This window comes from Acidovorax soli (genome assembly GCF_014207955.1).
GTDB classification, from domain to species: Bacteria; Pseudomonadota; Gammaproteobacteria; order Burkholderiales; family Burkholderiaceae_C; genus Acidovorax; species Acidovorax soli_A.
On record NZ_JACHLK010000005.1, the window covers coordinates 120,187 to 144,037 of the forward strand.

Consider the following 23,851-nt stretch of genomic DNA (forward strand, 5'->3'; position numbering starts at 1 on the left):
GCCGAGGCCGCCTTCTTGTGTGCTCAGCGCATCACGCCGCTGGGGGTTGCTCGAACGGGAGCTTCATCGCCGAGAGGTCGCGGCGGGTTTCCACCAGCACCAGCGGGCCTTCGTCGATCACCACCACGGGTGGACGCTCGCGCGGCACATGGATGGGCTTGGGCTCTGCCGCGATCGCGGCCTGTGCGGCAGCGATCTTGGCGGCATCGGAGTTCACCCACTGCAGGCCCGACGATTCGGCGACCTGGTGCAGCTCGGCGAGCGGCAGGGTGAAGGCCTGCACGCGGGGCAGGCCGGTGGCGGGGGCTGGCGCAGCCACCACGGGCGCGGCGGCTGCCGGCACGGGGGCGGCCACAGGCGCTGCCACGGGTGCGGGCGCGGCGGCAACCGGGGCTGGAGCGCTCTCAGCCACTGGTGCCGCGACCGGGGCTGCTGCCACGGGTGCTGCGGCTTCGGCGGGGGCGCTGAAGTAGCTGCGGCGGGGGGCTTCCTCCTGAGGCGCAGGGGCCGCAGCCGCCGAGGTGTCGAAGTCCAGCAGCGGGGCGGCTGCCGGTGCGGCTGCGCCCTCGGCGTTCTCGCGCGGACCGCGCTCGCCGCGTTCGCGGCGGTCGCGGCCATAGCGGTCGCGCGAACGGCGCTCGCGGCGCTGCTCTTCGCTGCCCGCTGCGCTGTTGGCCGACTCGTTGCCGGTCAGGTCCAGGTCGGGCAGCAGTGCCAGCGGCGAGGTGTCGGCGAAATCGCCTGCCGGTGCGGCCTGCTCGGCGCCCTCAGCATTGCGGGGCGTGCGCTCACCGCGCTCGCCACGTTCGCGGCGGCCGGAGCCGTCACCGCGCTCGCGGCGGGGGCCGCGCTCACCACGGGGGGGCTGGCCGGCGTTGGCATCGTTGCCACTGCCGATCGGGCCTTCCACCTGGGCGCCGGCCACGGCGGCAGCCTGCTCGCCATTCAGTGCGTTGGCGTTGGCCTGGTTGCGGTTGTCGCCATCGTTGCGGCCACGGCCATTGCGGCCACCGCGTCCTTCACGGCCCTCGCGGCCTTCGCCACCTTCACGCGGTGGGCGATTGCCCTGGCCTTCGGCGTCGCGCGGTGCACGGCCTTCGGCCGGGCGCTCGCCGCGGCGGCCACGGCCTTCTGCGGCGCCTTCGCGGTTGCCACCGTCACGGCCGCCGCCTTCGCGCTGGCCTTCGCTGCGGCCAGGCGCGTCGCGGTTGCTGCGGCGTCCGCCACGGTTTTCGCCACGGCCATCGCGGCGGGGTTCACGGGCCGGGGCCGCCTCTGCAGCAGGTGCGGGCGCGGGGGCCGGTGCTGCCACCGGCGCTGGCGCGGGGGCAGCGCCACCGAACAGGCTTCCGATGCTGCTCTTGAGCCAGGCAAAAAAGCCTTGCTCCTGCGGTGCGGCCGGGGCGGCAGCAGCCGGTGCCGGTGCGGGCGTGGGGGCTGCGGCAGGCGTGGCGGCAGGGCGCTGGCCTTGCTGGCCTGCGCGCGGTGGGCGTGCCGCGCCTTCGGGGCGGGGCTCGACCTGCGGGGCCGGGGCGTCGGGCAGCACACCCTTGATCACCGGGGTCTGCTTGTTGGTGGGTTCCTGCGAGCGGCGCGTCACCGAGGTGGGGTCTTCCACGTCTTCGGCAAGCTTGTAGCTGGCCTCGATGTGGTCCAGGCGCGGGTCGTCGTGCTTGAGGCGTTCCAGGCGGTAGTTGGGGGTTTCCAGCGTCTTGTTGGGCACCATCAGCACGGCCACGCGCTGCTTGAGCTCGATCTTGGCGATCTCGGTGCGCTTTTCGTTGAGCAGGAACGAGGCCACTTCCACCGGCACCTGGCAGTGCACGGCGGCCGTGTTGTCCTTCATCGACTCTTCCTGGATGATGCGCAGGATCTGCAGGGCCGAGGATTCGGTGTCGCGGATGTGGCCCGAGCCGCCGCAGCGGGGGCAGGGGATGGACGAACCTTCGGACAGCGCGGGCTTCAGGCGCTGGCGGCTCATCTCCATGAGGCCGAACTTGCTGATGGTGCCGAACTGCACGCGGGCGCGGTCCTGGCGCAGCGCGTCGCGCAGGCGGTTTTCCACTTCGCGGCGGTTCTTGCTCTCCTCCATGTCGATGAAGTCGATCACGATCAGGCCGCCCAGGTCGCGCAGGCGCATCTGGCGCGCCACTTCGTCGGCGGCTTCCAGGTTGGTGCGGGTGGCGGTTTCCTCGATGTCGCCGCCCTTGATGGCGCGGGCCGAGTTCACGTCCACGCTGACCAGCGCTTCGGTGTGGTCGATCACGATGGCGCCGCCCGAGGGCAGCTGCACGGTGCGGGCGTAGGCCGATTCGATCTGGTGCTCGATCTGGAAGCGGCTGAACAGGGCGGCGTCGTCGCGGTAGCGCTTCACGCGGGCGGCATGCTCGGGCATGACGTGCGCCATGAACTGCTGCGCCTGTTCGTAGATGTCGTCGGTGTCGATGAGGATGTCACCGATGTCGCTGTTGAAGTAGTCGCGGATCGCGCGGATCACCAGGCTCGATTCCTGGTAGATCAGGAAGGCGCCCTTGCCACCCTTGGCGGCGCCGTCGATGGCGTTCCACAGCTTGAGCAGGTAGTTCAGGTCCCACTGCAGTTCGGGCGCGGTGCGGCCGATGCCGGCGGTGCGCGCGATGATGGACATGCCGTTGGGGTATTCCAGCTGGTCCATCGCCTCCTTGAGCTCGGCGCGGTCTTCGCCCTCGATGCGGCGCGATACGCCACCACCACGGGGGTTGTTGGGCATCAGCACCACATAGCGGCCGGCCAGCGAGACGAAGGTGGTCAGGGCAGCGCCCTTGTTGCCGCGCTCTTCCTTTTCGACCTGGACCAGCAGTTCCTGGCCTTCGCGGATCACTTCGTTGATGCGCGCCTGGCTGGGCGAGACACCCGGGGCGAAGTAGCTGCGCGAGATTTCCTTGAATGGCAGGAAGCCGTGGCGGTCTTCGCCGTAGTCGACGAAGCAGGCTTCCAGCGAGGGCTCGACGCGCGTGACGACGGCCTTGTAGATGTTGCCCTTGCGCTGCTCGCGCCCCTCGATCTCGATCTCATAGTCGAGGAGCTTTTGTCCGTCGACGATGGCCAGGCGCCGTTCTTCGGGCTGCGTGGCGTTGATGAGCATCCGCTTCATGATGCGATTCCTTCTTGTGTTTCGCGGTGGGCAGCGGCGCAGCCATCAGGCCTTGCGCGGGCTGCCACCCGCAGTTCCAAACCATTGAACAAGCTCTACAGGAGCCGTGAATGCCTGGACTGACGCGTCGAAACGAAGGGAATTGCCGGGGATGCCGAAAGCCTGCCGCGCGTTAGCGCGGCAGCAAAAGGCAGGGGCGCGTGGAAGGGGGCGAGTGGGAGAGGCGCAGTTTTGCCACGAACAAGGCGGCTGGTTGCGCTTGCCGGGTGGCTGCCACAGGCCCTTGCCATTGCGCGCGCATGGCCAGGGGCATGCGCCACCGCCACAAGGTCACAATCCAGGCCATCAACAACCACATGCTCGCTTCGATCCGCTGGCAGACCTTGCCCTGGTGGGGCGCATCTGCCAGCTTGGGGGATTCCGTATCAGTGTTTCAATCTGTCAGCCCGCCGGCTGGCACCCAGGCCATTGCAGGCATCTGGCCTGCAATCTGCGTGGGCGACACCCGCTGGCATCGACCGGCCTGCGCACGTGTGGCGGTCGTGTGGACTAAACTCCAGACAAATCAACCACTTACACAGCAACGCGCAGGTGAAACACATTATAGGGGGCAAACCGCCGTCCGGCCCTGCCCCGGCTTCCAACCCGCCGGCCGCCCGGCTCGTCGAGGTCGACGAGGACTCGGCGGGCCAGCGCCTCGATAACTTTTTGATACGCCACCTCAAGGGTGTGCCCAAGACGCATGTCTACCGCATCATCCGCAGCGGCGAGGTGCGCATCAATAAGGGCCGTGCCAGCGCCGACACCCGGGTGGAGGCGGGGGATGTGGTGCGCCTGCCGCCCGTGCGCGTCTCCGACAAGGTGGCGGAGAAGGCCGAGCGCCCCGCGCCCGCGCGCGAATTTCCCATCCTGCTCGAAGACGAGCACCTGATCGCCCTGGACAAGCCGGCCGGCGTGGCCGTGCATGGCGGCAGCGGGGTGAGCTTCGGCGTGATCGAGCAATTGCGCCAGGCCCGGCCCGGCACGAAGTTCCTGGAGCTGGTGCACCGGCTGGACCGCGACACCTCGGGGATCCTGCTAGTGGCCAAGAAGCGCTCGGCGCTCACGCACCTGCAGGACCAGTTCCGCGAGCGCGAAACCGGCAAGACCTACCTGGCCCTGGTCACGGGGGTGTGGGCTGCCAACAACAAGGTCATCGACCTGCCGCTGCACAAGTACCTGCAGGCCGATGGCGAGCGCCGCGTGCGCGTGACCACGGCCGACGACCCCGAGGGCATGCGCTCCATCACCCTGGTCAAGGTGCGTCAGAAGGTGCCGGCGCGCCAGGAACAGGGCCTGCCGGCCATGAGCTTGCTGGAGGTGACCATCAAGACCGGGCGCACCCACCAGATCCGGGTGCACCTGGCCAGCCAGGGGCACGCCATCGTGGGGGATGACAAGTACGGCGACTTCGAGCTGAACAAACGCTTGCAGAAGCTGGGCATGCGGCGCATGTTCCTGCACGCCTGGAGGTTACAGTTCAACCACCCGGCCAGCGGCGAGCGCGTGGCACTGAATGCCGAATTGCCGCCCGAACTGGCCGAATTTGTCCCTTCCTGACCGACCGATCGACTGCCTGCATGCGCCCCACGTCCCGCCCCCGCCGTTTCGACCTGATTGCCTTCGACTGGGATGGCACCTTGTTCGATTCCACCCAGATCATCGTGCGCTGCATCCAGGCGGCCGTGAAGGACGTGGGCGGCAAGGTGCCCACGGACGAGGCGGCCTCGTACGTGATCGGCATGGCGCTGATGCAGGCGCTGGCCCACGCGGCGCCCGACGTGCCGCCCGAGAAATACCCCGAGCTGGGCAACCGCTACCGTTTCCACTACCTGCAGCACCAGGGCGATCTGAGCCTGTTCGAGGGCGTGCTGCCCATGCTGGCCGACCTGCGCGATGCCGGGCACCTGCTCACGGTGGCCACCGGCAAGAGCCGGCGCGGCCTGGACGAGGTGCTGCACTCCAAGGACCTCAAGGGCGTGTTCGATGGCTCGCGCACGGCCGACCAGACGGCCGGCAAGCCCCACCCGCTGATGCTGCAGGAGCTGATGGCCGAGTTCGATGTGCCGCCCGAGCGCGTGCTCATGATCGGCGACACCACGCACGACCTGCAGATGGCGCTGAACGCCGGCTGTCCCAGCGTGGGCGTGAGCTACGGGGCGCACGAGCCCGATGCATTCCATGCACTGCAGCCGCTCGCCGTGGCCCATTCCGTGCGCGAGTTGCACGACTGGCTGCTGGCCAACGCTTGAGCGCCACCATGACGACCCCGGTCGAGTCCCACGCCATTCCCTTGTGCAACAGCGTCGAGCTGGTCGATGGCGGGTTGGCCGTGCCCTTCGACCTGGTCTATGCCGGCCAGACCTGCCGGGCCTTTGCTATCCGCTACCGCGGCGCGCCGCATGCCTACCTGAACCGCTGCACCCATGTGGCGATGGAGATGGATTACCAGCCGGGCCGCTTTTTCGACGACAGCGGCAACTGGCTGCTGTGTGCCACGCATGGCGCGGCCTACCTGCCCGACACGGGCCAGTGCGCGGGCGGGCCCTGCCGGGGTGGCCTGGTGAAGATCACCCTGTCGGAGTCCGGTGGCGTGGTGCACTGGCATACTGCGTACAACCTGCAGCCGGTCGAGTTCTAGATGACGATGATGATCCGCCCTGGCGTGCCCTGTTTTCCGGCATCCATGCCTGCCATGGATGGCCCGGTGTCCCCAAAGGCCTGAAATGACCGAACCCCAACAGCCCGGAAGCCCGGGTTCCGACAAGAGTTTCCCCCCGTCGCAGGACCTGTGGTCGCAGTCGGCTGCGCCCTCGGGCCCCCGCTCCGCTGCGCAGGAGCCCGGCTGGGAGCGCGCCACGCTGGAGAAGCTGGCCTTTGCAGCCTTGAACGAGCAGCGTTCGGCCCGCCGCTGGAAGATATTTTTCCGCTTTGCCTGGCTGCTGCTGATCGCAGCCCTGGTGTTTGGCGCCATGCGCCAGGCCTCGACCGGCGCCAGCAAGAGCACGCCGCACACGGCCGTGGTGGATGTCAAGGGCGAGATCGCCTCGGGTGCCGAAGCCAGTGCCGAATTCGTGGTCGCCGCCATGCGCAGCGCCTTCGAGGACGAGGGCTCGCAGGCCGTGGTGCTGCTGATCAACTCGCCAGGTGGCAGCCCGGTGCAGGCCGGCATCATCAACGACGAGATCGTGCGCCTGAAGGCCAAGTACAACAAGCCGGTGTATGCCGTGGTCGAGGAGACCTGTGCCTCGGCCGCCTACTACATCGCCGCAGCGGCCGACGAGATCTTTGTCGACAAGGCCAGCATCGTGGGCAGCATCGGCGTGCTCATGGATGGTTTCGGCTTCACCGGCATCATGGACAAGCTGGGCGTGGAGCGCCGCCTGCTCACGGCGGGCGAGAACAAGGGCTTTCTGGACCCGTTCAGCCCCCAGACCGAAAAGCAGCGCGAGTACGCGCAGGCCATGCTCAACCAGATCCACCAGCAGTTCATCGCCGTGGTGAAGGCGGGCCGGGGTGACCGGCTCAAGACCACGCCCGAGACCTTCAGCGGCCTGTTCTGGACCGGCCAGCAGGCAGTGGAGATGGGCCTGGCCGACAAGCTCGGAAACCTCGATTTCGTGGCGCGAGAGGTGGTCAAGGCCGAAGAGATCATCGACTACACCCGCCGCGACAACGTGGCCGAGCGCCTGGCCAAGCGCTTTGGCGCGGCCATGGGCATCGGCGCGGCCAAGGCGCTGACCTCGGCCGGCCCTCAGCTGCGCTGAGGGCTGTCAGCTGTCCAGGCCGCTCGCGGCCTTGCGCTGGCGTGAGCCGTCTTCAAGGATGGTGTCGTCGGCCGTGAGCTTGCCGGATTCATCCCACTGCTTGCGTGCTTCCAGCCGGGTGCGGCCCCGGGCATCGGGCGCGGTGTAGCGGTCCTCGCGGCCCAGCCGGCCGTTGGGGTGAAAGTACTGCTGCACGCCCGTGGGCTGCTGTTCGGCCGTGAGGAGTTCGCGCCGGGTGAGCTTGCCTTCGTCGTCGCGCAGCTCACGCTGGATGCGGGTGGCATCGCCGGTGCCGCTCCTGGTGGAGCGTTCGCGTGGAGCGCCATTGAGGTACCAGCGTTCGAGCAGCACCTCGCGCCCGTCGGCATAGGCGTGCTGTTCGGTCATTTGGCCGTTGCTGCCAAAGCGGCGCAGGCTGTGCAGCGGACCGCGTGTGTCGCGCAGGAAGCGCTGCTCGTCGGGCGCGAAGATGCGCTCCTCGCGCAGCACGCTCTTGCCGCCTTCGGTGAAAAAGCTGCGGTGCACGCGCCGGCCTTCCTCGAACTGCATCTGCTGGGCGACCAGGCCGTCGCTGGTCCATTCGGTGGACAGCAGCAGCCGGCCCTGCTCGTAGCGCACCTGGCCGGCCTTGGCGCCCGCGCTGGTGAACAGCGGGGTGTCCGTGGCGCCCTCGAAGCCGCAGGGCTTGCGGTCTTCGGGCAGTACGCTGGCGCGCGGGCACTGCAGCCGTGTGGGCTGGCCGGCGCTGTTGTACTCCACCACGAACTGTTCCTGCCCTTCGGTGTGGAAGGACAGGCGCTCGGGCCGGCCGTTCGCGTCGAAACGGCGAACGGCGCCGGTGGTGCGCCCGTTCTCGGCGAATTCCTCGCGCTTGAGCTGGCCGTTGGGCCAGAACTCGGCCACCCGGCCCTGGCTGTTGCCGCGTTCGTTCACGCTGCGCTCGCGCTGCAGCTTGCCCTCGCGGTCGAAAAAGCGCTCCTTGCCCAGGTATTTGCCGTCCTGGAGCTCCTGCTCGCGCTGCAATTGGCCCGTGTTCTCGTCGCGGCAGCGCAGCAGGCCGGTCAGGCCCGCGGTTTCGGCGCCATTGCTGGGGTTCACGGGCTTGCCATTGAATTCGCAGCGGATGATGGCGTGGGCGCCTGCGGCATAGGTGCCCAGGGCCAGGAGCAGGAGGGCAGGGAGGCGTTGCATGGCGTGGAGTGGGCTCAGCGGCCCAGGGCAAACACGATGGGGGTGCGGTTGTTGGGCACCAGGGGCTGGGCGCGCCACTGGCGCACCAGCTGGCTGCGGATCTGGGCGCTGGGCAGCGTCAAGCCGCTGGCCAGGGCCAGGCGGGTGTGGGGCTGCAGGGTCTGCACCAGGGCCTGCCACAGGGCGGGGTTGCGGTAGGGCGTCTCGATGAACAGTTGGGTCTGGCCGGTCTTGAGGGCCAGCGACTCGAGTTCGCGGATGCGCTGTGTGCGCTCCTGTCCGTCCTGGGGCAGGTAACCGGCAAAGGCAAAGCCCTGGCCGTTCAGGCCGCTGGCCGCCAGGGCCAGCAGCAGCGAGACCGGGCCCACGAGCGGGACGACGGGGATGCCCAGGTCGTGCGCGGCGCGTACCACCGACGAGCCCGGGTCGGCCACGGCGGGCATGCCGGCCTCGCTGACCAGGCCCAGGGAGTGGCCGAGCAGTGCGGGGGCCAGCAGGGGCTTGGCGTCGAAGCTGGCCGAGCCCTTGTCGCCATGGTCGCCTTTCTTGTGCACCTCGCGCGGCAACTCGGTGATCTGTTGCTGCTGCAGCGGCACGGCCAGCGGGTGCAGGGCGTCGATGCGCTTGAGGTAGGCGCGGGTGCTCTTGGCGTTTTCGCAGACCCAGTGGGTGAGCCGGGCCGCCTGCCGCAAGGTGCCGTCGGGCAGGGCTTCCTGCAGGGGCACCTCGGTCTCGCAGCCGAAGTCGAGCGGCGCGGGGACCAGGTACAGCGTGCCGGGGGTGGCTGTGCTCATGGCAGCACCACCCCGGCGGCGCGCAGCATGCGGCAGGTGCGGATCAGCGGCAGGCCGATGAGGGCCGTGGGGTCGTCGCTGTGGATGGCGTCGAGCAGGGCGATGCCCAGGCCCTCGCTCTTGGCGCTGCCGGCGCAGTCGTAGGGCTGCTCGGCGCGCAGGTAGCGTTCGATCTCTTCGTCCGACAGATCACGAAAGCGCACTTCCACCGGGGCGATGTCCACTTGTTCGAAGCCGCTGGCCTGGCACACGGTGGCCACGGCGGTCTGGAAAATCACGGTCTGCCCGCGCATCTGGCGCAACTGCTGCACGGCGCGCTCGTGGGTGCCGGGCTTGCCCAGGGGCTGGCCGGACAGGTCCGCAACCTGGTCGGAGCCGATGACCACGGCTTCGGGGTGCAGTTTTGCCACCGCGCGGGCCTTGGCCAGGGCCAGGCGCAGGGCCAGATCGCGGGGTGCTTCGCCGGGGGCGGGGGTTTCGTCCACGTCGGGCGAGGCGACCTCGAACGGGAGGTTCAGGCGGGACAGCAGCTCACGGCGGTAGCGCGAGGTGGAGCCCAATACCACAGGGCGTTGCGGGGCGGGGGATTGATGCATTCGCTGATTCTCTTACACTGCCGCCATGACCAAGGAATTCTCCGTGGACCGGCTCGACGTCAAGGCCTTTGCTTTGGCAGGCGCGCGCCTGGCCGGCCATGATTCCCTTTTGAAGTACGAGCGCCTGGCACAGGAGGCACGGGGGCTGCATCCCGACCTGCTGGTGGACTGGCAGGCGCAGGGTGAAGTGCGCACGGCGCTCGGTGGCGCCAGCCAGGTGTGGCTGGTGCTCAAGGTGCGTGCCACCTTTCCCATGGAATGCCAGCGCTGCCTCACCCCCGTGGACGTGTTGCTGGAAGTGGACCGTTCCTTCCGTTTCGTGGCCGACGAGGCCACGGCCGAGGCCCTGGACGACGAGAGCGAGGAAGACCTGCTGGCCCTGAGCCGCGAGTTCGACCTGCACGAGCTGATCGAGGACGAGCTGCTCATGGCGCTGCCCGTGGTGCCCAAGCATGAAGAGTGCCCCACGGCCGTGCCGCTGGCATCGTCGGACGAGGACTTCGAGGAAGCGAACGCGGACAAGCCCAATCCTTTTGCGGCGCTGGCAGGCCTCAAAAAGGACGCTAGGAAGCACTGAACCGTTTGGGCTATAATCGAGGGCTTCGCGCGAATCCCCTCGTGTCTTCTATGGGCCCATCGCGTATTTACCAACCTATTTAAGACCAGGAGCCATCATGGCCGTTCAGCAAAACAAAAAGTCCCCCTCCAAGCGCGGTATGCACCGTTCGCACAATGCCCTGACCGTGCCGGGCATTGCTGTGGAACCCACCACCGGCGAAACCCATCTGCGCCACCACATCAGCCCCAACGGTTTCTACCGTGGCCGCCAGGTGCTCAAGAACAAGTCTGAAGCCTGATCTTCAGTACCCCTCAAAGGCCCGTTGCTACTGAGTTTGTAGCGCGGGCCTTTGTTTTGACCGTTGTATCCATCTTCCGGCCCTGTCAGTGGGCTGGACAAGTCGCCCATGATCACACTGGCTGTTGACTGCATGGGGGGCGACCATGGCCCCCGCGTCACGCTCGCGGCGTGCCGTCAGTTCCTTGGCAATCACCCGGACGCCCGCTTGCTGCTGGTTGGTCTGGCGGACAGCCTGCACGATTTTTCGCACGACCGTGCCACCATCGTTCCCGCCACCGAGGTGGTGACCATGGATGATCCGGTCGAGGTGGCCCTGCGCCGCAAAAAAGACTCTTCCATGCGTGTGGCCATCCAGCAGGTCAAGGATGGCACGGCGGCAGCGGCCGTCTCGGCAGGCAATACCGGCGCCCTGATGGCCATTGCGCGCTACCTGCTCAAGACGCTGGACGGCATCGACCGGCCTGCCATTGCCACCCAGTTGCCCAACAACGAAGGGCGTGCCACCACGGTGCTGGACCTGGGGGCCAATGTGGATTGCTCGGCCGAGCATCTGCTGCAATTTGCCGTCATGGGCTCGGCCCTGGTATCGGCTCTGCGCGATGGCGGCGAGCCCACTGTCGGCTTGCTCAATATTGGTGAAGAAATCATCAAAGGCAGCGAAGTCATCAAGAAAGCCGGCGAACTGCTGCGATCTGCTGCCGAGGCGGGCGATCTCAATTTCTATGGCAACGTCGAGGGCAATGACATCTTCAAGGGCACGGTGGACATCGTGGTCTGTGACGGATTTGTCGGCAATGTGGCGCTCAAGGCCAGCGAGGGTGTTGCTGCCATGGTGATCGGAGGGCTCAAGAATGAGTTTTCTCGCAATATCTTCACTAAAGCTGCCGCTATCATTGCCTATCCGGTGCTAAAAGCGCTCATGACGCGTATGGATTACCGGCGTTACAACGGCGCGGCCCTGCTCGGGCTGCGCGGGCTGGTGTTCAAGAGCCATGGCTCGGCCGATGCCATGGCCTTCGAGCAGGCCTTGAACCGGGCGTATGATGCAGCCCGCAACAACCTGCTCGACCGTGTCCGGACCCGGATTGCGCACGCGGCGCCTCTCCTGGCCCCTGCCGATGCCCAGCCTAGGCCCGCGGCGGCGACGACACATTAATGAGACGCTATTCCCGCATCACCGGCACTGGCAGCTATCTGCCGCCGCGCCGGCTCACGAATGCCGACTTCGTGGACCTGCTGGCCCGTGACGGCATCGAAACTTCGGACGAGTGGATCGTCGAGCGCACAGGGATCCGGGCGCGCCATTTCGCTGCGCCCGACGTGGCGGCCAGCGATCTGGGTCTCGAGGCTGCCCGCAATGCCTTGCAGGCCGCCGGTCTGCAGGCCCAGGACATCGATCTGATCATCGTGGCCACGTCCACGCCGGACATGGTGTTCCCCTCGACGGCCTGCATCCTGCAGAACAAACTGGGCGCCAATGGCTGCCCGGCGTTCGATGTGCAGGCGGTGTGCAGCGGCTTTGTCTATGCGCTGTCGGTGGCCGACTCCATGATCCAGACGGGTGCCGCGAACCGCGCCCTGGTGGTCGGTGCCGAAGTGTTCAGCCGCATCCTGGATTTCAAGGACCGCACCACCTGCGTGCTGTTCGGCGACGGCGCTGGTGCCGTGGTGCTGGAGGCGTCCGACACGCCGGGCATTCTGTCGAGCGATCTGCATGCCGATGGCAAGCATGTCGGCATCCTGTGCGTGCCGGGCAATGTCTCGGGCGGCAATGTGCTGGGTGACCCGTTGCTCAAGATGGATGGGCAGGCGGTGTTCAAGCTGGCCGTGGGGGTGCTGGAGAAGGCGGCCCATGCCGTGCTGGCCAAGGCGGGTCTGGCCGAAGCCGACGTGGACTGGCTCATTCCCCACCAGGCCAACATCCGCATCATGCAGGGCACGGCGCGCAAGCTCAAGCTGCCCATGGACAAGGTGGTGGTCACCGTGGACCAGCATGGCAATACCTCTGCGGCCTCCATTCCCCTGGCGCTGGACCATGGCGTGCGCAGTGGCCAGGTCAAAAAAGGCCAGACGCTGCTGCTCGAAGGTGTGGGCGGCGGCTTCACCTGGGGTGCCGTGCTCCTGAAGTTCTAGCCGGCCGCGTTGGGCGCTTGGCAGAATTCCATTCCCTCTCTCTATTTGTGCTGGCATGAAGTCATTTGCATTTGTTTTTCCCGGGCAGGGCTCGCAGTCGGTCGGCATGCTCGATGGCTGGGGTGACCACCCCGTGGTGGCCGAGACCCTGCGCGAGGCATCCGACGCGCTGGGCGAGAACGTCGCCCAGCTGATCCAAGAAGGCCCCAAGGAGGCGCTGGCCCTGACCACCAACACGCAACCGGTGATGCTGGTGGCCGGTGTGGCTGCCTGGCGCGTCTGGAATGCCGAAGGTGGCGCGGCGCCGGTGGCCCTGGCGGGCCATTCGCTGGGCGAGTACTCGGCGCTGGTCGCCTCGGGCGTGCTCACGCTGGCGCAGGCCGCGCCCCTGGTGCGCCTGCGTGCGGCCGCCATGCAGGAGGCCGTGCCTGTGGGCACGGGTGCCATGGCGGCCATCCTGGGCATGGAGGCATCCAAGGTCATCGCGGGTTGCGCTGAAGCTGCGGCTTCTTTCGGGCCTGGTACCTCCGAGGTGGTGGAGGCGGTGAATTTCAACGATCCCATCCAGACCGTGATTGCGGGCACCAAGGCGGCCGTCGACAAGGCCTGCGAGGTGCTCAAGGCCAGCGGCGCCAAGCGTGCGCTGCCGCTGCCGGTCTCGGCGCCTTTCCATTCGAGCCTGATGAAGCCCGCGGCCGAGAAGCTGCGCGAGGCGCTGGCCGGTGTGTCCCTGGCGGCCCCGGCCATCCCGGTGGTCAACAACGTGGATGTGGCCGTGTGCAGCGATGCCGATGCCATCCGCGAGGCCCTGTACCGCCAGGCCTTCGGTGCCGTGCGCTGGGTGGAGTGCGTGCAGGCACTCAAGGCACGCGGTGTGACGCACATCGTGGAATGTGGTCCCGGCAAGGTGCTGGCGGGCCTGACCAAGCGCATCGATCCCGAGCTGGTCGGTGCGGCAGTATTTGACACGGCCTCGCTGGCCGAAGCACGGGAGTTGCTGGCATGACGGAATCTGTTCAACAAGCCGCCCAGGTGGCCCTGGTCACCGGGGCATCGCGCGGCATTGGTGCGGCGATCGCGCTGGAGCTGGCCGTGCGCGGCTACCAGGTCATCGGCACGGCCACCACGGACGATGGTGCTGCGCGCATCTCGGCCGCGCTGTCGGCCTACCCTGGCTCGAAGGGGGTCAACCTGAATGTGAACGATGGTGCGGCCATCGAGGCTACCATCGACGCCATCGTCAAGCAGCAAGGGGGCCTGCACGTGTTGGTGAACAATGCCGGCATCACGCGGGACACCCTGGCCATGCGCATGAAGGACGACGACTGGGATGCCGTGCTGGACACCAATCTCAAGGCGGTCTTTCGTGTCAGCCGTGCGGCCATCCGGCCCATGATGAAGCAGCGCTTTGGCCGCATCATCAGCATCACCAGCGTGGTGGGGGCCTCGGGCAACCCGGGCCAGGCCAACTACGCTGCGGCCAAGGCTGGTGTGGCCGGCATGACGCGCGCACTGGCGCGCGAGCTGGGCAGCCGCAGCATCACGGTGAACTGCGTGGCCCCTGGCTTCATCGAGACCGACATGACCGCCGGCCTGCCCGAAGAGCAGCAAAAGGCCCTGCAGACGCAGATCGCGCTGGGCCATCTGGGCAAGCCTTCGGACATCGCGCACGCGGTCGCCTACCTCGCTTCGCGCGAAGCGGGCTATGTGACCGGCCAGGAGTTGCATGTCAATGGCGGCATGTACATGTAATTGTTGAAAGATAACGCCGGTTCATCCGGACGGCGGGCTGCTGAGGGGCTTTACCTTAAGCGGCTAGAATCGCGGATTCATTCACAACCCCCAGAGGGAAACCATGAGCGATATCGAAGCACGCGTCAAAAAAATCATTGCCGAACAACTCGGTGTGGAAGAGTCCCAAGTCACCAATGAAAAGGCCTTCGTGGCAGACCTCGGTGCCGACTCGCTCGACACGGTGGAACTGGTGATGGCCTTGGAAGACGAGTTCGGCATCGAGATCCCTGACGAAGACGCCGAGAAGATCACGACGGTGCAAAACGCCATCGATTACGCCAACACCCACCAGAAGGCCTGAGTCGGCGCACTGCGCCTGACTTGAGCGATCAGCAGAAGGTTTTTACGCATGAGCCGTCGTCGCGTTGTCGTGACCGGCCTGGGTTGCGTCAGCCCCGTGGGCAACACGGTGGCCGATGCCTGGGCCAATGTCCTGGCCGGAAATTCCGGCATTGACCTCATCACCAAGTTCGATGCGTCGAACTTTGCCTGCAAGATTGCAGGGGAGGTCAAGGGGCTTGACCTGGAGTCGTACATCAGCGCCAAGGATGCGCGCTCGATGGACACCTTCATCCATTTCGGCATCGCCGCGGCGGCGCAGGCCGTGCAGGATGCGGGCCTGCCCACCGGCGAGGCGCTGGACGACGAGTTCGCCACGCGCATTGCCTGCGTGATCGGTTCCGGAATCGGGGGCCTGCCGCTGATCGAGGACACCCATGCCGAGCTGACCAACCGCGGACCACGGCGCATCACGCCGTTCTTCGTGCCAGCATCCATCATCAACATGGTGGCGGGCCACGTGTCCATGCGCTTTGGCTTCAAGGGGCCGAACCTGTCGGTGGTGACGGCCTGTACGACGGGCCTGCACTGCATCGGCGAAGGTGGTCGCATGATCGAGTACGGCGATGCCGATGTGGTGATTGCCGGTGGTGCGGAATCCACGGTGTCTCCCCTGGGCATTGGCGGCTTTGCCGCGATGCGTGCACTGTCCACCCGCAACGACGACCCCAAGACGGCCTCGCGCCCCTGGGACAAGGACCGCGACGGCTTCGTGCTCGGCGAGGGCGCAGGCGTGCTGGTGCTGGAAGAATACGAACATGCCAAGGCCCGCGGTGCCAAGATCTATGCCGAGCTCAGCGGCTTTGGCATGAGCGCCGATGCCGGCCACATGACGGCGCCGAACATGGACGGTCCGCGCCGCGCCATGATCAGCGCCATGCGCAACGCCGGCATCAACCCCGGGGATGTGGGCTACCTGAATGCACACGGTACGTCCACGCCCTTGGGCGACCTCAATGAAACCAATGCCATCAAGGCGGCATTGGGCGATGCCGCCTACAAGACGGTGGTCAGTTCCACCAAGTCGATGACGGGCCACTTGCTGGGTGGCGCGGGCGGCATCGAAAGCGTGTTCACCGTGCTGGCGCTGCACCACCAGAAGGTGCCGCCGACCATCAACCTGTTCAACCAGGATCCCGAGTGCGATCTCGATTACTGCGCCAACACGGCCCGTGATCTGAAGATGGACTATGCGCTCAAGAACAACTTCGGCTTCGGCGGGACCAACGGCTCCCTGGTGTTCAAGCGGGTCTGATGACCGGCCCCTGTCTGTGCGCCGGGCCCCTGTCTTGGGGTTTGCAGCGCATGCCAGCAGGCGGTTTGCGGCAAACTGCGGGGCGATGATGCCCCGGCCTTTCCCTTTTCTTCCATGAACTCCATGGCACGCCAGGCTCCTGCGGTGCGCTTTCCGGTGCGGCGCAGCCGTGCTGTCGGGGGCGTGCTGGCTGCCGTGGCGCTGTTCGCTGGGGTTGTGCTGCTGGCCTGGTGGCTGCTGGGTACGGGGCGGGGCGCGGTGCCCGCCCTTGCGGGTGCCGCCTCCTGGTTGGCCGCCGCGGCGGCTGCCTGGCATTGGTGGTACCACCAGTGGTGCGGAGAGCTGTACTGGGATGGCCAGCAATGGTGGCTGGATGGCCGGTTGCCGGGCGGCTCGCCGATGCCCTTGCGCAATGCGCCCGAGGGGCAGTGGGACCTGCAGGGCCACCTGTGGGTCTGTGCCCAGGCCGCCGCAGGTCGGGGGCGCACCTGGCTGTGGCTGGAGTGCCGCCAGCAGCCCGAGCGCTGGCCTGATCTGCGCCGTGCGGTATATTCGCGCGCCGGAACGGGCGCCGCGGGTGCTGCAGCGCCCGCACCGATCCACAGCCGACTGGCGTGAAGAACCCCCCAATTTGATGACCGCCCAAACGCCGCCTCCCACACCCGACAACAGTGACCTCCAACTGGTGGAGCGCACGGTGGCGGGCGACCAGCGGGCGTTCGAGCTGCTGGTCGTCAAGTACCAGCGCCGCATCGAGCGCCTGATCGGCCGCATGGTGCGCGATACGGACATCATCCAGGACATTGCGCAGGAAACCTTCATCCGCGCTTACCGGGCCCTGCACCAGTTCCGCGGGGATGCCCAGTTCTACACCTGGCTTTACCGGATCGCCGTGAACACGGCCAAGAAAGCGCTGATGGACATGAAGCGCAACCCGGTGGTGACCGAAAACGCCCTCAGGGGGGCGGATGACGAAGATGAAACTTCTCGTGTCGGACACGAACTAACCAGCGACGAGACCCCTGAAACGGTGCTGGCGGCCAATGAAATCGCCCAGGCGGTGAACGCCGCCATGGAGGCGCTGCCCGAGGATTTGCGCCAGGCCGTGACGCTGCGCGAGATCGAGGGGCTCAGTTACGAAGAGATCGCTGCGGCCATGGGCTGTCCCATCGGCACGGTGCGGTCGCGTATTTTCCGCGCGCGGGAGGCAATTTCGGCCCGCGTGCGCCCGATGCTGGAAAACCAGACGGGCAAACGGTGGTGATGGTGCGGTGGATGGCAAGGGCGAGGCAGTGTCTGGCGGCAGATATGCAGGTGAAACCATGAACAATGATGTGACGACGAAGCGCGAACAGATTTCGGCGCTGGCCGATGGCCAGCTGCATGGCGATGCCTTTGCGGATGCCGTGGCCTGCACGGATGACGACGAAGGCCTGGCCACCTGGCAGCTCTACCACCTGGTGGGAGATGTCCTGCGCTCGAACGAGCTGGCGCGTGCCGATGGCAGCAGCCTGCTGCTGTCGCGCCTGCGCGAGCAGATGGCCCAGGAGGCGCCGGTGCAGCGCCCTGTGGCCCTGGTGCCGGAGCCAGCGCTGGCGGTGGTGGCCCAGGCCGAGTCGCCAGCCGCCAATGCGTCGGTTTTCCGCTGGAAGATGGTGGCCGGCGTGGCGTCCCTGGCGGCTGTGGCGGCCATTGGATGGTCGTCCGTCGGCGCGCTGCAGGGAGGGCGTGGAGCGCCTGGTGCACAGCTGGCGTCCGCTGGGGCGCCGGTGATCCAGGCTTCGCAGGCACCCCAGGGCGTGGCGCCATCCGCTCCCCTGGTGGCCGTGGCCGATAACGAGGGGCAGCAGGTCATGATCCGCGACCCGCGCCTGGACGAGCTGCTGGCCGCCCACAAGCAGTTCGGCAGTACATCTGCGCTGCAGATGCCTGCGGGCTTTCTGCGCAACGCCACCTTTGCTGCGCCCAACCGCTGAGAACTGCCGGTTGCCTGGGAATGGGATTGATGCCTGATCTTGCCCTTGTGGGGGCCGTGGAACGTATGCGGTGGCGCCGCTGGATTGCAGGCGTGGCCTGCTGGGTGTGTGCGGCTCTTTGGGGTGTGGCAGGGGCGCAGGCCCAGTCCGTGCAGGCGCCGCAGGCATCCGCGCTGCCGCCGATGTCGGTGGTGACCCCAGCCAGGGATGTCGCCCAGTGGATCGAGCGCATGCACCAGGCGCCGCGCAAGCGCTCCTATGTCGGGACTTTCGTGGTGCTGTCGTCCTCGGGCGCCATGTTCAGTTCGCGCATCTGGAATGCCTGCGATGGCAAGCAGCAGCTGGAGCGCGTGGATGGCCTGAGTGGTACGCCGCGCAAGGTCTTTCGGCGCAATGACGAGGTGCGCACCTTTTTGCCTGAGGAGCGCACCGTGCGCACAGAGCGGGGGGATGCGCGCGGGCTGTTCCCGCAGTTGCCCTCGGTGCAGGGCACCTCGCTGGCCAGGCACTACGAGGCCCAGGTGCTTGGCCAGGAGCGCGTTGCCGGTCTGGATGCGGACGTGGTCTGGTTCAAGCCGCTCGATCCCCTGCGATTCGGCTACCGCATCTGGAGCGAAAGGGAGTCGGGCCTGGTGGTCAAGATGCAGACCCTGGCCGCGGACGGCAGGGTGCTGGAGCAGGCCGCGTTCTCCGAGCTCGATCTCAACGCCGCCGTGTCCATGGACAAGCTCGCGCGCATGATGGACGATGTGTCGGGCTACAAGGTGATTGCCCCGGCCGCGGCCAAGACCACGGCGCTGGAGGAGGGCTGGCGCCTGAAGCAGCCAGTGGCCGGCTTCGTGCCCCAGAGCTGCCACCGCCGGTTGGCGGCTGCGGGTGCTTCCGAGGCGTCGCCGGTGCTGCAGTGCCTGTATTCCGATGGCCTGGCAACGGTGTCGCTGTTCATCGAGCCCTTTGATCTGAAACGGCACGGCGCGCAAGGCCAGTTGGCCAGTGTGGGCGCCACGCAGATGCTGGGCCAGCGCATGGCGTCCGATGCCTGGGTGACTGCGGTGGGTGAGGTCCCCATGCAGACGCTGCGCCTGTTCGTGGGGGCGCTGGAGCGCGTGCGCTGAGCCCGTCCTGTGGACCGGTGGGTTTCGGGAACCATTTGCCGCCCCTGCTTTCCCATGCAGTGACAGATTTTTGGCATTCCCCACATTTCATGAAAGGTCGATGATGTCCAAGTTTGATTGGAGTATGTTGCGCGCCCTGGCCATGTCGGGCATGGTGGCAACGGTGGCCAGCGTGGCCGTGCTGCCCCAGGGCGTGGCGATGGCGCAATCCGCGGTGGTGCGGGGCCTGCCGGACTTCACGGACCTGGTGGACCAGGTCGGCCCTTCGGTCGTGAACATCCGCACGCGCGAGAAGGCATCGGACCGCTCGGGCGCGAACGGCATGGATGAGGAGATGCTGGAGTTCTTCCGCCGCTTCGGCGTGCCCATCCCCAACATGCCGCGCCAGCAGCGTCCCCAGCGGCCCCAGCAGGACGAGGAGGCGCAGCCGCGCGGCGTGGGCTCCGGCTTCATCCTCACGGCCGACGGCTTTGTGATGACCAATGCCCATGTGATCGATGGCGCCGACGAGGTCATCGTGACGCTGACCGACAAGCGCGAATTCAAGGCCCGCGTCGTGGGGGCCGACAAGCGCACCGATGTGGCCGTGGTGAAGATCGAGGCCACCGGCCTGCCGGCCGTGAAGGTGGGCGATGTGAGTCGCCTCAAGGTCGGGGAATGGGTCATGGCCATTGGTTCGCCTTTCGGCCTGGAAAACAGCGTGACGGCCGGCATCGTGAGCGCCAAGGCGCGCGATACCGGTGACTACCTGCCCTTCATCCAGACCGATGTGGCGATCAACCCTGGCAACTCCGGCGGCCCGCTGATCAACATGCGTGGCGAGGTGGTGGGTATCAACAGCCAGATCTATTCCCGTTCGGGCGGCTTCATGGGCATCTCGTTCGCGATTCCCATGGACGAGGCCATCCGCGTGAGTGAACAGCTGCGCACCTCGGGGCGCGTGACGCGCGGCCGCATCGGCGTGCAGATCGGCAATGTGAGCAAGGACGTGGCCGACTCGATCGGCCTGGGCAAGGCGCAGGGCGCGGTGGTGACGGGCGTGGAGACGGGTTCGCCAGCGGACAAGGCGGGCATCGAGGCCGGTGACATCATCACGCGCTTCGACGGCAAGCCCATCGAGAAGGTGGCCGACCTGCCGCGCCTGGTGGGCAACACCAAGCCTGGCACCAAGAGCTCCATCACGGTGTTCCGTCGCGGCAGTGCGCGGGACCTCCAGGTGACGGTTGCCGAGATCGAGCCCGACAAGCCGGTGGCCAAGGCGGTGGAGCGCGAAGAAAAGCCCAAGGCCTCGGCAGCCGCCCAGCAACTCGGTCTGTCCGTGCTCGAGCTCACCGACGCCCAGAAGAAGGAACTCAAGCTCAAGGGCGGGGTGGCTGTGGCGTCCGCCACGGAGGCCGCTGCGCGCGCCGGCCTGCGCGAGGGGGATGTGATCCTGTCGGTGGCCAATGCGGAGATCACGGGTCTCAAGGACTTCGAGGCGGTGGTGTCCAAGGCGGACAAGAGCAAGCCCTTGAGCGTGCTCTATCGGCGCGGCGAGTGGACCCAGTATGCGGTGATCCGCGCGCTGCGCTGAGTACGGCGTCCCCCGGGGTATTCCCTCTGGCTGCGGTGGGGCTTTCCGGAAAAACCACCCTGTAGCCGGTGCCCTGCTGCAGCCTGAAAAAAAATTGAGAGGTTAGTTCTCGCTAACTTTTGAGGTGAGGCATCAACCAGTTTCGATAGAATGCAGGGATCTGTTCAACTGTTATGTGCATATTGAACAGCTTCTGCTCCACCATGCGGGATGCTCCGGGTTCATGCACAGCTGATCCACAGCTCACCCACAAGTTGTTCATCAGCATGGGGTCTGGATCTGTGAATAAACTGTGTATAAAATCCCTGTTGCAGTCAGGCAACGACCCTTTTCCTGCCAGTGCCGGGCTGCTCTCGACACGCTTTTTGCCTACAATGAAGATCCAACTATCGCAGTTGCCAATGATTGTTGGTTCAGGGCGCGTCGCCACTCGACGCGCCCTTTTTTCTTGCGCGCGCCGTTTTAATTCAATTACTTGACGCTTCCCGTTGATGAACCACATCAGAAATTTTTCCATCATTGCGCACATCGACCATGGCAAGTCGACGCTGGCCGATCGCTTGATCCAGCGCTGCGGAGGGCTTGCGGAACGCGAGATGGAGGCCCAGGTCCTGGACTCGATGGACATCGAAAAAGAGCGTGGGATAACCATCAAGGCGCAGACCGCTGCGCTGCAGTACAAGGCGCGTGATGGGCAGGTCTACAACCTCAATCTGATCGACACGCCGGGCCATGTGGACTTCTCGTACGAGGTGAGCCGCTCGCTGTCTGCATGCGAGGGCGCGCTGCTCGTCGTCGATGCCTCGCAGGGTGTGGAAGCGCAGACCGTTGCCAACTGCTACACCGCGCTGGACCTCGGTGTCGAAGTGCTGCCGGTGCTCAACAAGATGGACCTGCCCAACGCCGATCCCGACAACGCCAAGGCCGAGGTCGAGGACGTGATCGGCATCGATGCGACCGATGCCATTCCTTGCTCGGCCAAGACCGGCATGGGCATCGAAGAGATTCTCGAAGCCATCGTGGCCAAGGTGCCCGCGCCGCGCGGCAATGCCGATGGCCCGCTGCGCGCGATGATCATCGACAGCTGGTTCGACAGCTACGTCGGCGTGGTGATGCTGGTGCGCGTGGTCGATGGCCGCCTGCTCAAGGGCGAGCGCATCAAGATGATGGCCACGGGGGCTGTGTATAACGCGGACAACCTGGGTGTGTTCACGCCTGCCAACGAGCCGCGCAATTCGCTCGATGCAGGCCAGGTGGGCTACATCATTGCCGGCATCAAGGAGCTGCAGGCCGCCAAGGTGGGTGACACCATCACGCTCGAAAAGAAGCTGCCCAACAACGCAGGTCCTGCCGAGGAGGCGCTGCCGGGCTTCAAGGAAATCCAGCCCCAGGTGTTCGCCGGCCTGTACCCGACCGAGGCCAGCGAGTACGACTCGCTGCGCGATGCGCTGGAAAAGCTCAAGCTCAACGACGCTTCGCTGCACTACGAGCCCGAGGTCAGCCAGGCGCTCGGCTTCGGTTTCCGCTGCGGCTTCCTGGGCCTGCTGCACATGGAGATCGTGCAGGAGCGCCTGGAGCGTGAGTTCGACCAGGACCTGATCACCACCGCGCCCAGCGTGGTCTACCAGGTGGTGAAGGCCGACGGCGAGATCATCATGGTCGAGAACCCGTCCAAGATGCCCGACCAGGGCCGGCTGGAGGAGATCCGCGAACCCATCGTCACGGTGCATCTGTACATGCCCCAGGACTACGTGGGCCCGGTGATGACGCTGGCCAACCAGAAGCGCGGCGTGCAGATCAACATGGCCTACCACGGCCGCCAGGTCATGCTGACCTACGACATGCCGCTGGGCGAGATCGTGCTGGACTTCTTCGACAAGCTCAAGTCCGTCTCGCGCGGCTATGCGTCCATGGACTACGAGTTCAAGGAGTACCGCCCGTCCGACGTGGTCAAGGTGGACATCCTGCTCAACGGCGACAAGGTCGACGCCCTGTCCATCATCGTGCACCGCTCGCAGTCGCAGTACCGCGGCCGGGCCGTGGTCGGCAAGATGCGCGAGATCATCAGCCGCCAGATGTACGACGTGGCCATCCAGGCCGCCATCGGTGCCAACATCATTGCGCGCGAGACCATCAAGGCGCTGCGCAAGAACGTGCTGGCCAAGTGTTATGGCGGTGACATCACCCGCAAACGCAAGCTGCTGGAAAAGCAGAAGGCGGGCAAGAAGCGGATGAAGCAGATCGGTTCGGTCGAGGTGCCCCAGGAGGCCTTCCTCGCCATTTTGCAGGTGGAAGATTGATGCAGCAGTTCATGCAAATTCTCACGGCGGCCATCCTGGCGGCCTTCGTCGGCTACATGGGCTCCTGGTACTTTGGCCTCATCGAGGGCAATTTTGCGCTGCTGCTGTTCCTGGCCACGGTGGTCACGGGCGCTTTCTGGCTGGCTGAACGCCTGTACTTCCTGCCCCAGCGCCGCCGCGCGGCCCAGGCGATCGAGGACGCGGCCGTTCAGCGCCGGGCCGAGCTGGACCGCATGGGCATCCAGAAGGTAGATGTGGACGTGCAGGAAGCCCAGGGGCGCCTGCTCATGCAGCCCTGGTGGCTGGACTGGACCGCCGGCCTGTTTCCGGTGATCGCCGCCGTCTTCGTGCTGCGCTCCTTTCTGTTCGAGCCCTTCAAGATCCCCTCGGGCTCGATGATCCCGACCCTGCTGGTGGGCGACCTGATCCTGGTCAACAAGTTCACCTATGGCGTGCGCCTGCCGGTGATCAACACCAAGATCATCGAGGGCAACAAGCCGGTGCGCGGCGATGTGATGGTGTTCCGCTACCCGCCCCAGCCCAACCTCGACTACATCAAACGCGTGATCGGTGTGCCCGGGGATGAGGTGGCCTACTTGAACAAGCGCCTCACGATCAATGGCCAGGCGGTGCCGACGACCAATGCCCCGGACTTCTTCGAGGAAGACACCATGCGCTATTTCAAGCAATTGGAGGAGCAGGTCGACGGCAAGCCCCACCGCCTGCTGAACAATCCCGAGGTTCCCGCATTCATTCAGGGCGCGACGAATTTTGCCTACCGCGACAACTGCCGCTACAGTGTCGAAGGCGTCGTCTGCAAGGTGCCCGAAGGCCACTACTTCATGATGGGGGACAACCGCGACAATTCGCTGGATTCCCGCTACTGGGGTTTTGTGCCGGACGCCAACATCGTGGGCAAGGCCTTTTTTGTCTGGATGAATTTCGGTAATCTCAAGCGCATCGGGCCCTTCCATTGACCGATCGCTC

24 protein-coding genes are annotated in these 23,851 nt (G+C 66.3%); 19 read left to right on the forward strand and 5 right to left on the reverse strand.

The features are described 5' to 3' along the window. Positions 1-31: 31 nt before the first annotated feature. Positions 32-3,133: an Rne/Rng family ribonuclease gene (locus tag HNP48_RS14555; RefSeq protein ID WP_184858073.1), complete on the reverse strand. Its 3,102-nt coding sequence runs from the start codon at positions 3,131-3,133 to the stop codon at positions 32-34. A gap of 591 nt (positions 3,134-3,724) precedes the next feature. On the opposite strand from HNP48_RS14555, the gene HNP48_RS14560 reads away from it, so the two are divergent. From HNP48_RS14560 to HNP48_RS14575, 4 genes are all read left to right on the forward strand, one after another. Then, on the forward strand, positions 3,725-4,732 hold the full coding sequence (locus HNP48_RS14560) for an RluA family pseudouridine synthase (protein ID WP_184858090.1): 1,008 nt from the start codon (positions 3,725-3,727) through the stop codon (positions 4,730-4,732). Between the two features lie 20 nt (positions 4,733-4,752). Beyond that, positions 4,753-5,424 carry an HAD family hydrolase gene (locus HNP48_RS14565; protein ID WP_184858092.1) on the forward strand — a complete coding sequence of 224 codons (672 nt, stop codon included), beginning with the start codon at positions 4,753-4,755 and terminating at the stop codon, positions 5,422-5,424. An 8-nt stretch (positions 5,425-5,432) separates the two neighbouring features. Next, complete coding sequence (locus HNP48_RS14570) at positions 5,433-5,813, forward strand: Rieske 2Fe-2S domain-containing protein (RefSeq protein WP_184858100.1); 381 nt, start codon at positions 5,433-5,435, stop codon at positions 5,811-5,813. A gap of 85 nt (positions 5,814-5,898) precedes the next feature. Further along, the gene (locus HNP48_RS14575; protein ID WP_184858102.1) at positions 5,899-6,939 is read left to right on the forward strand and encodes a S49 family peptidase; all 1,041 of its coding nucleotides are present in this window, start codon (positions 5,899-5,901) and stop codon (positions 6,937-6,939) included. 6 nt (positions 6,940-6,945) lie between these two features. Here HNP48_RS14575 and HNP48_RS14580 read toward each other — a convergent pair whose 3' ends face one another. The 3 genes from HNP48_RS14580 to HNP48_RS14590 are packed head-to-tail and all read right to left on the reverse strand — an operon-like array spanning position 6,946 to position 9,520. Then, positions 6,946-8,130, reverse strand: a complete 1,185-nt coding sequence (locus tag HNP48_RS14580; RefSeq protein ID WP_184858104.1) for a toxin-antitoxin system YwqK family antitoxin — start codon at positions 8,128-8,130, stop codon at positions 6,946-6,948. Positions 8,131-8,144: 14 nt separating this feature from the next. After that, the gene (locus HNP48_RS14585; RefSeq protein WP_184858106.1) at positions 8,145-8,924 is read right to left on the reverse strand and encodes an SAM-dependent methyltransferase; all 780 of its coding nucleotides are present in this window, start codon (positions 8,922-8,924) and stop codon (positions 8,145-8,147) included. Further along, positions 8,921-9,520: a Maf family nucleotide pyrophosphatase gene (locus tag HNP48_RS14590; protein WP_184858108.1), complete on the reverse strand. Its 600-nt coding sequence runs from the start codon at positions 9,518-9,520 to the stop codon at positions 8,921-8,923. Before HNP48_RS14590 ends, HNP48_RS14585 begins: the two co-directional genes overlap by 4 nt. A gap of 25 nt (positions 9,521-9,545) precedes the next feature. On the opposite strand from HNP48_RS14590, the gene HNP48_RS14595 reads away from it, so the two are divergent. The 13 genes from HNP48_RS14595 to HNP48_RS14655 all read left to right on the forward strand — a co-directional run bounded on the left by HNP48_RS14595 (position 9,546) and on the right by HNP48_RS14655 (position 20,564). Beyond that, entirely contained in the window at positions 9,546-10,097 is a 552-nt protein-coding gene (locus HNP48_RS14595) for a DUF177 domain-containing protein (protein WP_184858110.1), read from the forward strand. Between the two features lie 97 nt (positions 10,098-10,194). Beyond that, complete coding sequence (gene rpmF, locus HNP48_RS14600) at positions 10,195-10,377, forward strand: 50S ribosomal protein L32 (protein WP_011794326.1); 183 nt, start codon at positions 10,195-10,197, stop codon at positions 10,375-10,377. Between the two features lie 108 nt (positions 10,378-10,485). After that, positions 10,486-11,535, forward strand: coding sequence for a phosphate acyltransferase PlsX (gene plsX / locus HNP48_RS14605; protein ID WP_184858112.1), 1,050 nt, complete (start codon positions 10,486-10,488; stop codon positions 11,533-11,535). Further along, positions 11,535-12,512: a beta-ketoacyl-ACP synthase III gene (locus HNP48_RS14610; protein WP_184858114.1), complete on the forward strand. Its 978-nt coding sequence runs from the start codon at positions 11,535-11,537 to the stop codon at positions 12,510-12,512. Before plsX ends, HNP48_RS14610 begins: the two co-directional genes overlap by 1 nt. Before the next feature lie 55 nt (positions 12,513-12,567). Further along, positions 12,568-13,518 carry an ACP S-malonyltransferase gene (gene fabD, locus HNP48_RS14615; protein ID WP_184858116.1) on the forward strand — a complete coding sequence of 317 codons (951 nt, stop codon included), beginning with the start codon at positions 12,568-12,570 and terminating at the stop codon, positions 13,516-13,518. Then, positions 13,515-14,264, forward strand: coding sequence for a 3-oxoacyl-ACP reductase FabG (gene fabG, locus HNP48_RS14620; RefSeq protein ID WP_184858118.1), 750 nt, complete (start codon positions 13,515-13,517; stop codon positions 14,262-14,264). Before fabD ends, fabG begins: the two co-directional genes overlap by 4 nt. Before the next feature lie 103 nt (positions 14,265-14,367). Then, on the forward strand, positions 14,368-14,607 hold the full coding sequence (gene acpP / locus HNP48_RS14625; protein ID WP_003058049.1) for an acyl carrier protein: 240 nt from the start codon (positions 14,368-14,370) through the stop codon (positions 14,605-14,607). Positions 14,608-14,655: 48 nt separating this feature from the next. Next, a complete protein-coding gene (gene fabF, locus HNP48_RS14630) occupies positions 14,656-15,900 on the forward strand; it encodes a beta-ketoacyl-ACP synthase II (protein ID WP_184858120.1) in 1,245 nt (414 codons plus the stop codon). A gap of 114 nt (positions 15,901-16,014) precedes the next feature. Further along, positions 16,015-16,518, forward strand: coding sequence for a hypothetical protein (locus HNP48_RS14635; protein ID WP_184858123.1), 504 nt, complete (start codon positions 16,015-16,017; stop codon positions 16,516-16,518). 16 nt (positions 16,519-16,534) lie between these two features. Next, on the forward strand, positions 16,535-17,164 hold the full coding sequence (rpoE, locus tag HNP48_RS14640; protein ID WP_184858125.1) for an RNA polymerase sigma factor RpoE: 630 nt from the start codon (positions 16,535-16,537) through the stop codon (positions 17,162-17,164). Positions 17,165-17,222: 58 nt separating this feature from the next. Further along, positions 17,223-17,876, forward strand: a complete 654-nt coding sequence (locus tag HNP48_RS14645) for a sigma-E factor negative regulatory protein (protein WP_184858127.1) — start codon at positions 17,223-17,225, stop codon at positions 17,874-17,876. A gap of 29 nt (positions 17,877-17,905) precedes the next feature. Then, a complete protein-coding gene (locus HNP48_RS14650; RefSeq protein ID WP_260420239.1) occupies positions 17,906-18,991 on the forward strand; it encodes a MucB/RseB C-terminal domain-containing protein in 1,086 nt (361 codons plus the stop codon). A gap of 103 nt (positions 18,992-19,094) precedes the next feature. After that, positions 19,095-20,564, forward strand: a complete 1,470-nt coding sequence (locus tag HNP48_RS14655) for a Do family serine endopeptidase (protein WP_184858129.1) — start codon at positions 19,095-19,097, stop codon at positions 20,562-20,564. A gap of 112 nt (positions 20,565-20,676) precedes the next feature. Here the strand turns inward: HNP48_RS14655 and HNP48_RS14660 are convergent, their stop codons facing one another. Then, on the reverse strand, positions 20,677-21,066 hold the full coding sequence (locus tag HNP48_RS14660; RefSeq protein WP_184858131.1) for a hypothetical protein: 390 nt from the start codon (positions 21,064-21,066) through the stop codon (positions 20,677-20,679). On the opposite strand from HNP48_RS14660, the gene lepA reads away from it, so the two are divergent. Both lepA and lepB read left to right on the forward strand, forming a co-directional pair. Beyond that, positions 21,056-22,864, forward strand: coding sequence for a translation elongation factor 4 (gene lepA, locus HNP48_RS14665; RefSeq protein WP_184858133.1), 1,809 nt, complete (start codon positions 21,056-21,058; stop codon positions 22,862-22,864). The two genes, HNP48_RS14660 and lepA, sit on opposite strands and share 11 nt — an antisense overlap. Continuing rightward, the gene (gene lepB, locus HNP48_RS14670) at positions 22,864-23,841 is read left to right on the forward strand and encodes a signal peptidase I (protein WP_184858135.1); all 978 of its coding nucleotides are present in this window, start codon (positions 22,864-22,866) and stop codon (positions 23,839-23,841) included. Before lepA ends, lepB begins: the two co-directional genes overlap by 1 nt. Positions 23,842-23,851 lie beyond the last annotated feature (10 nt).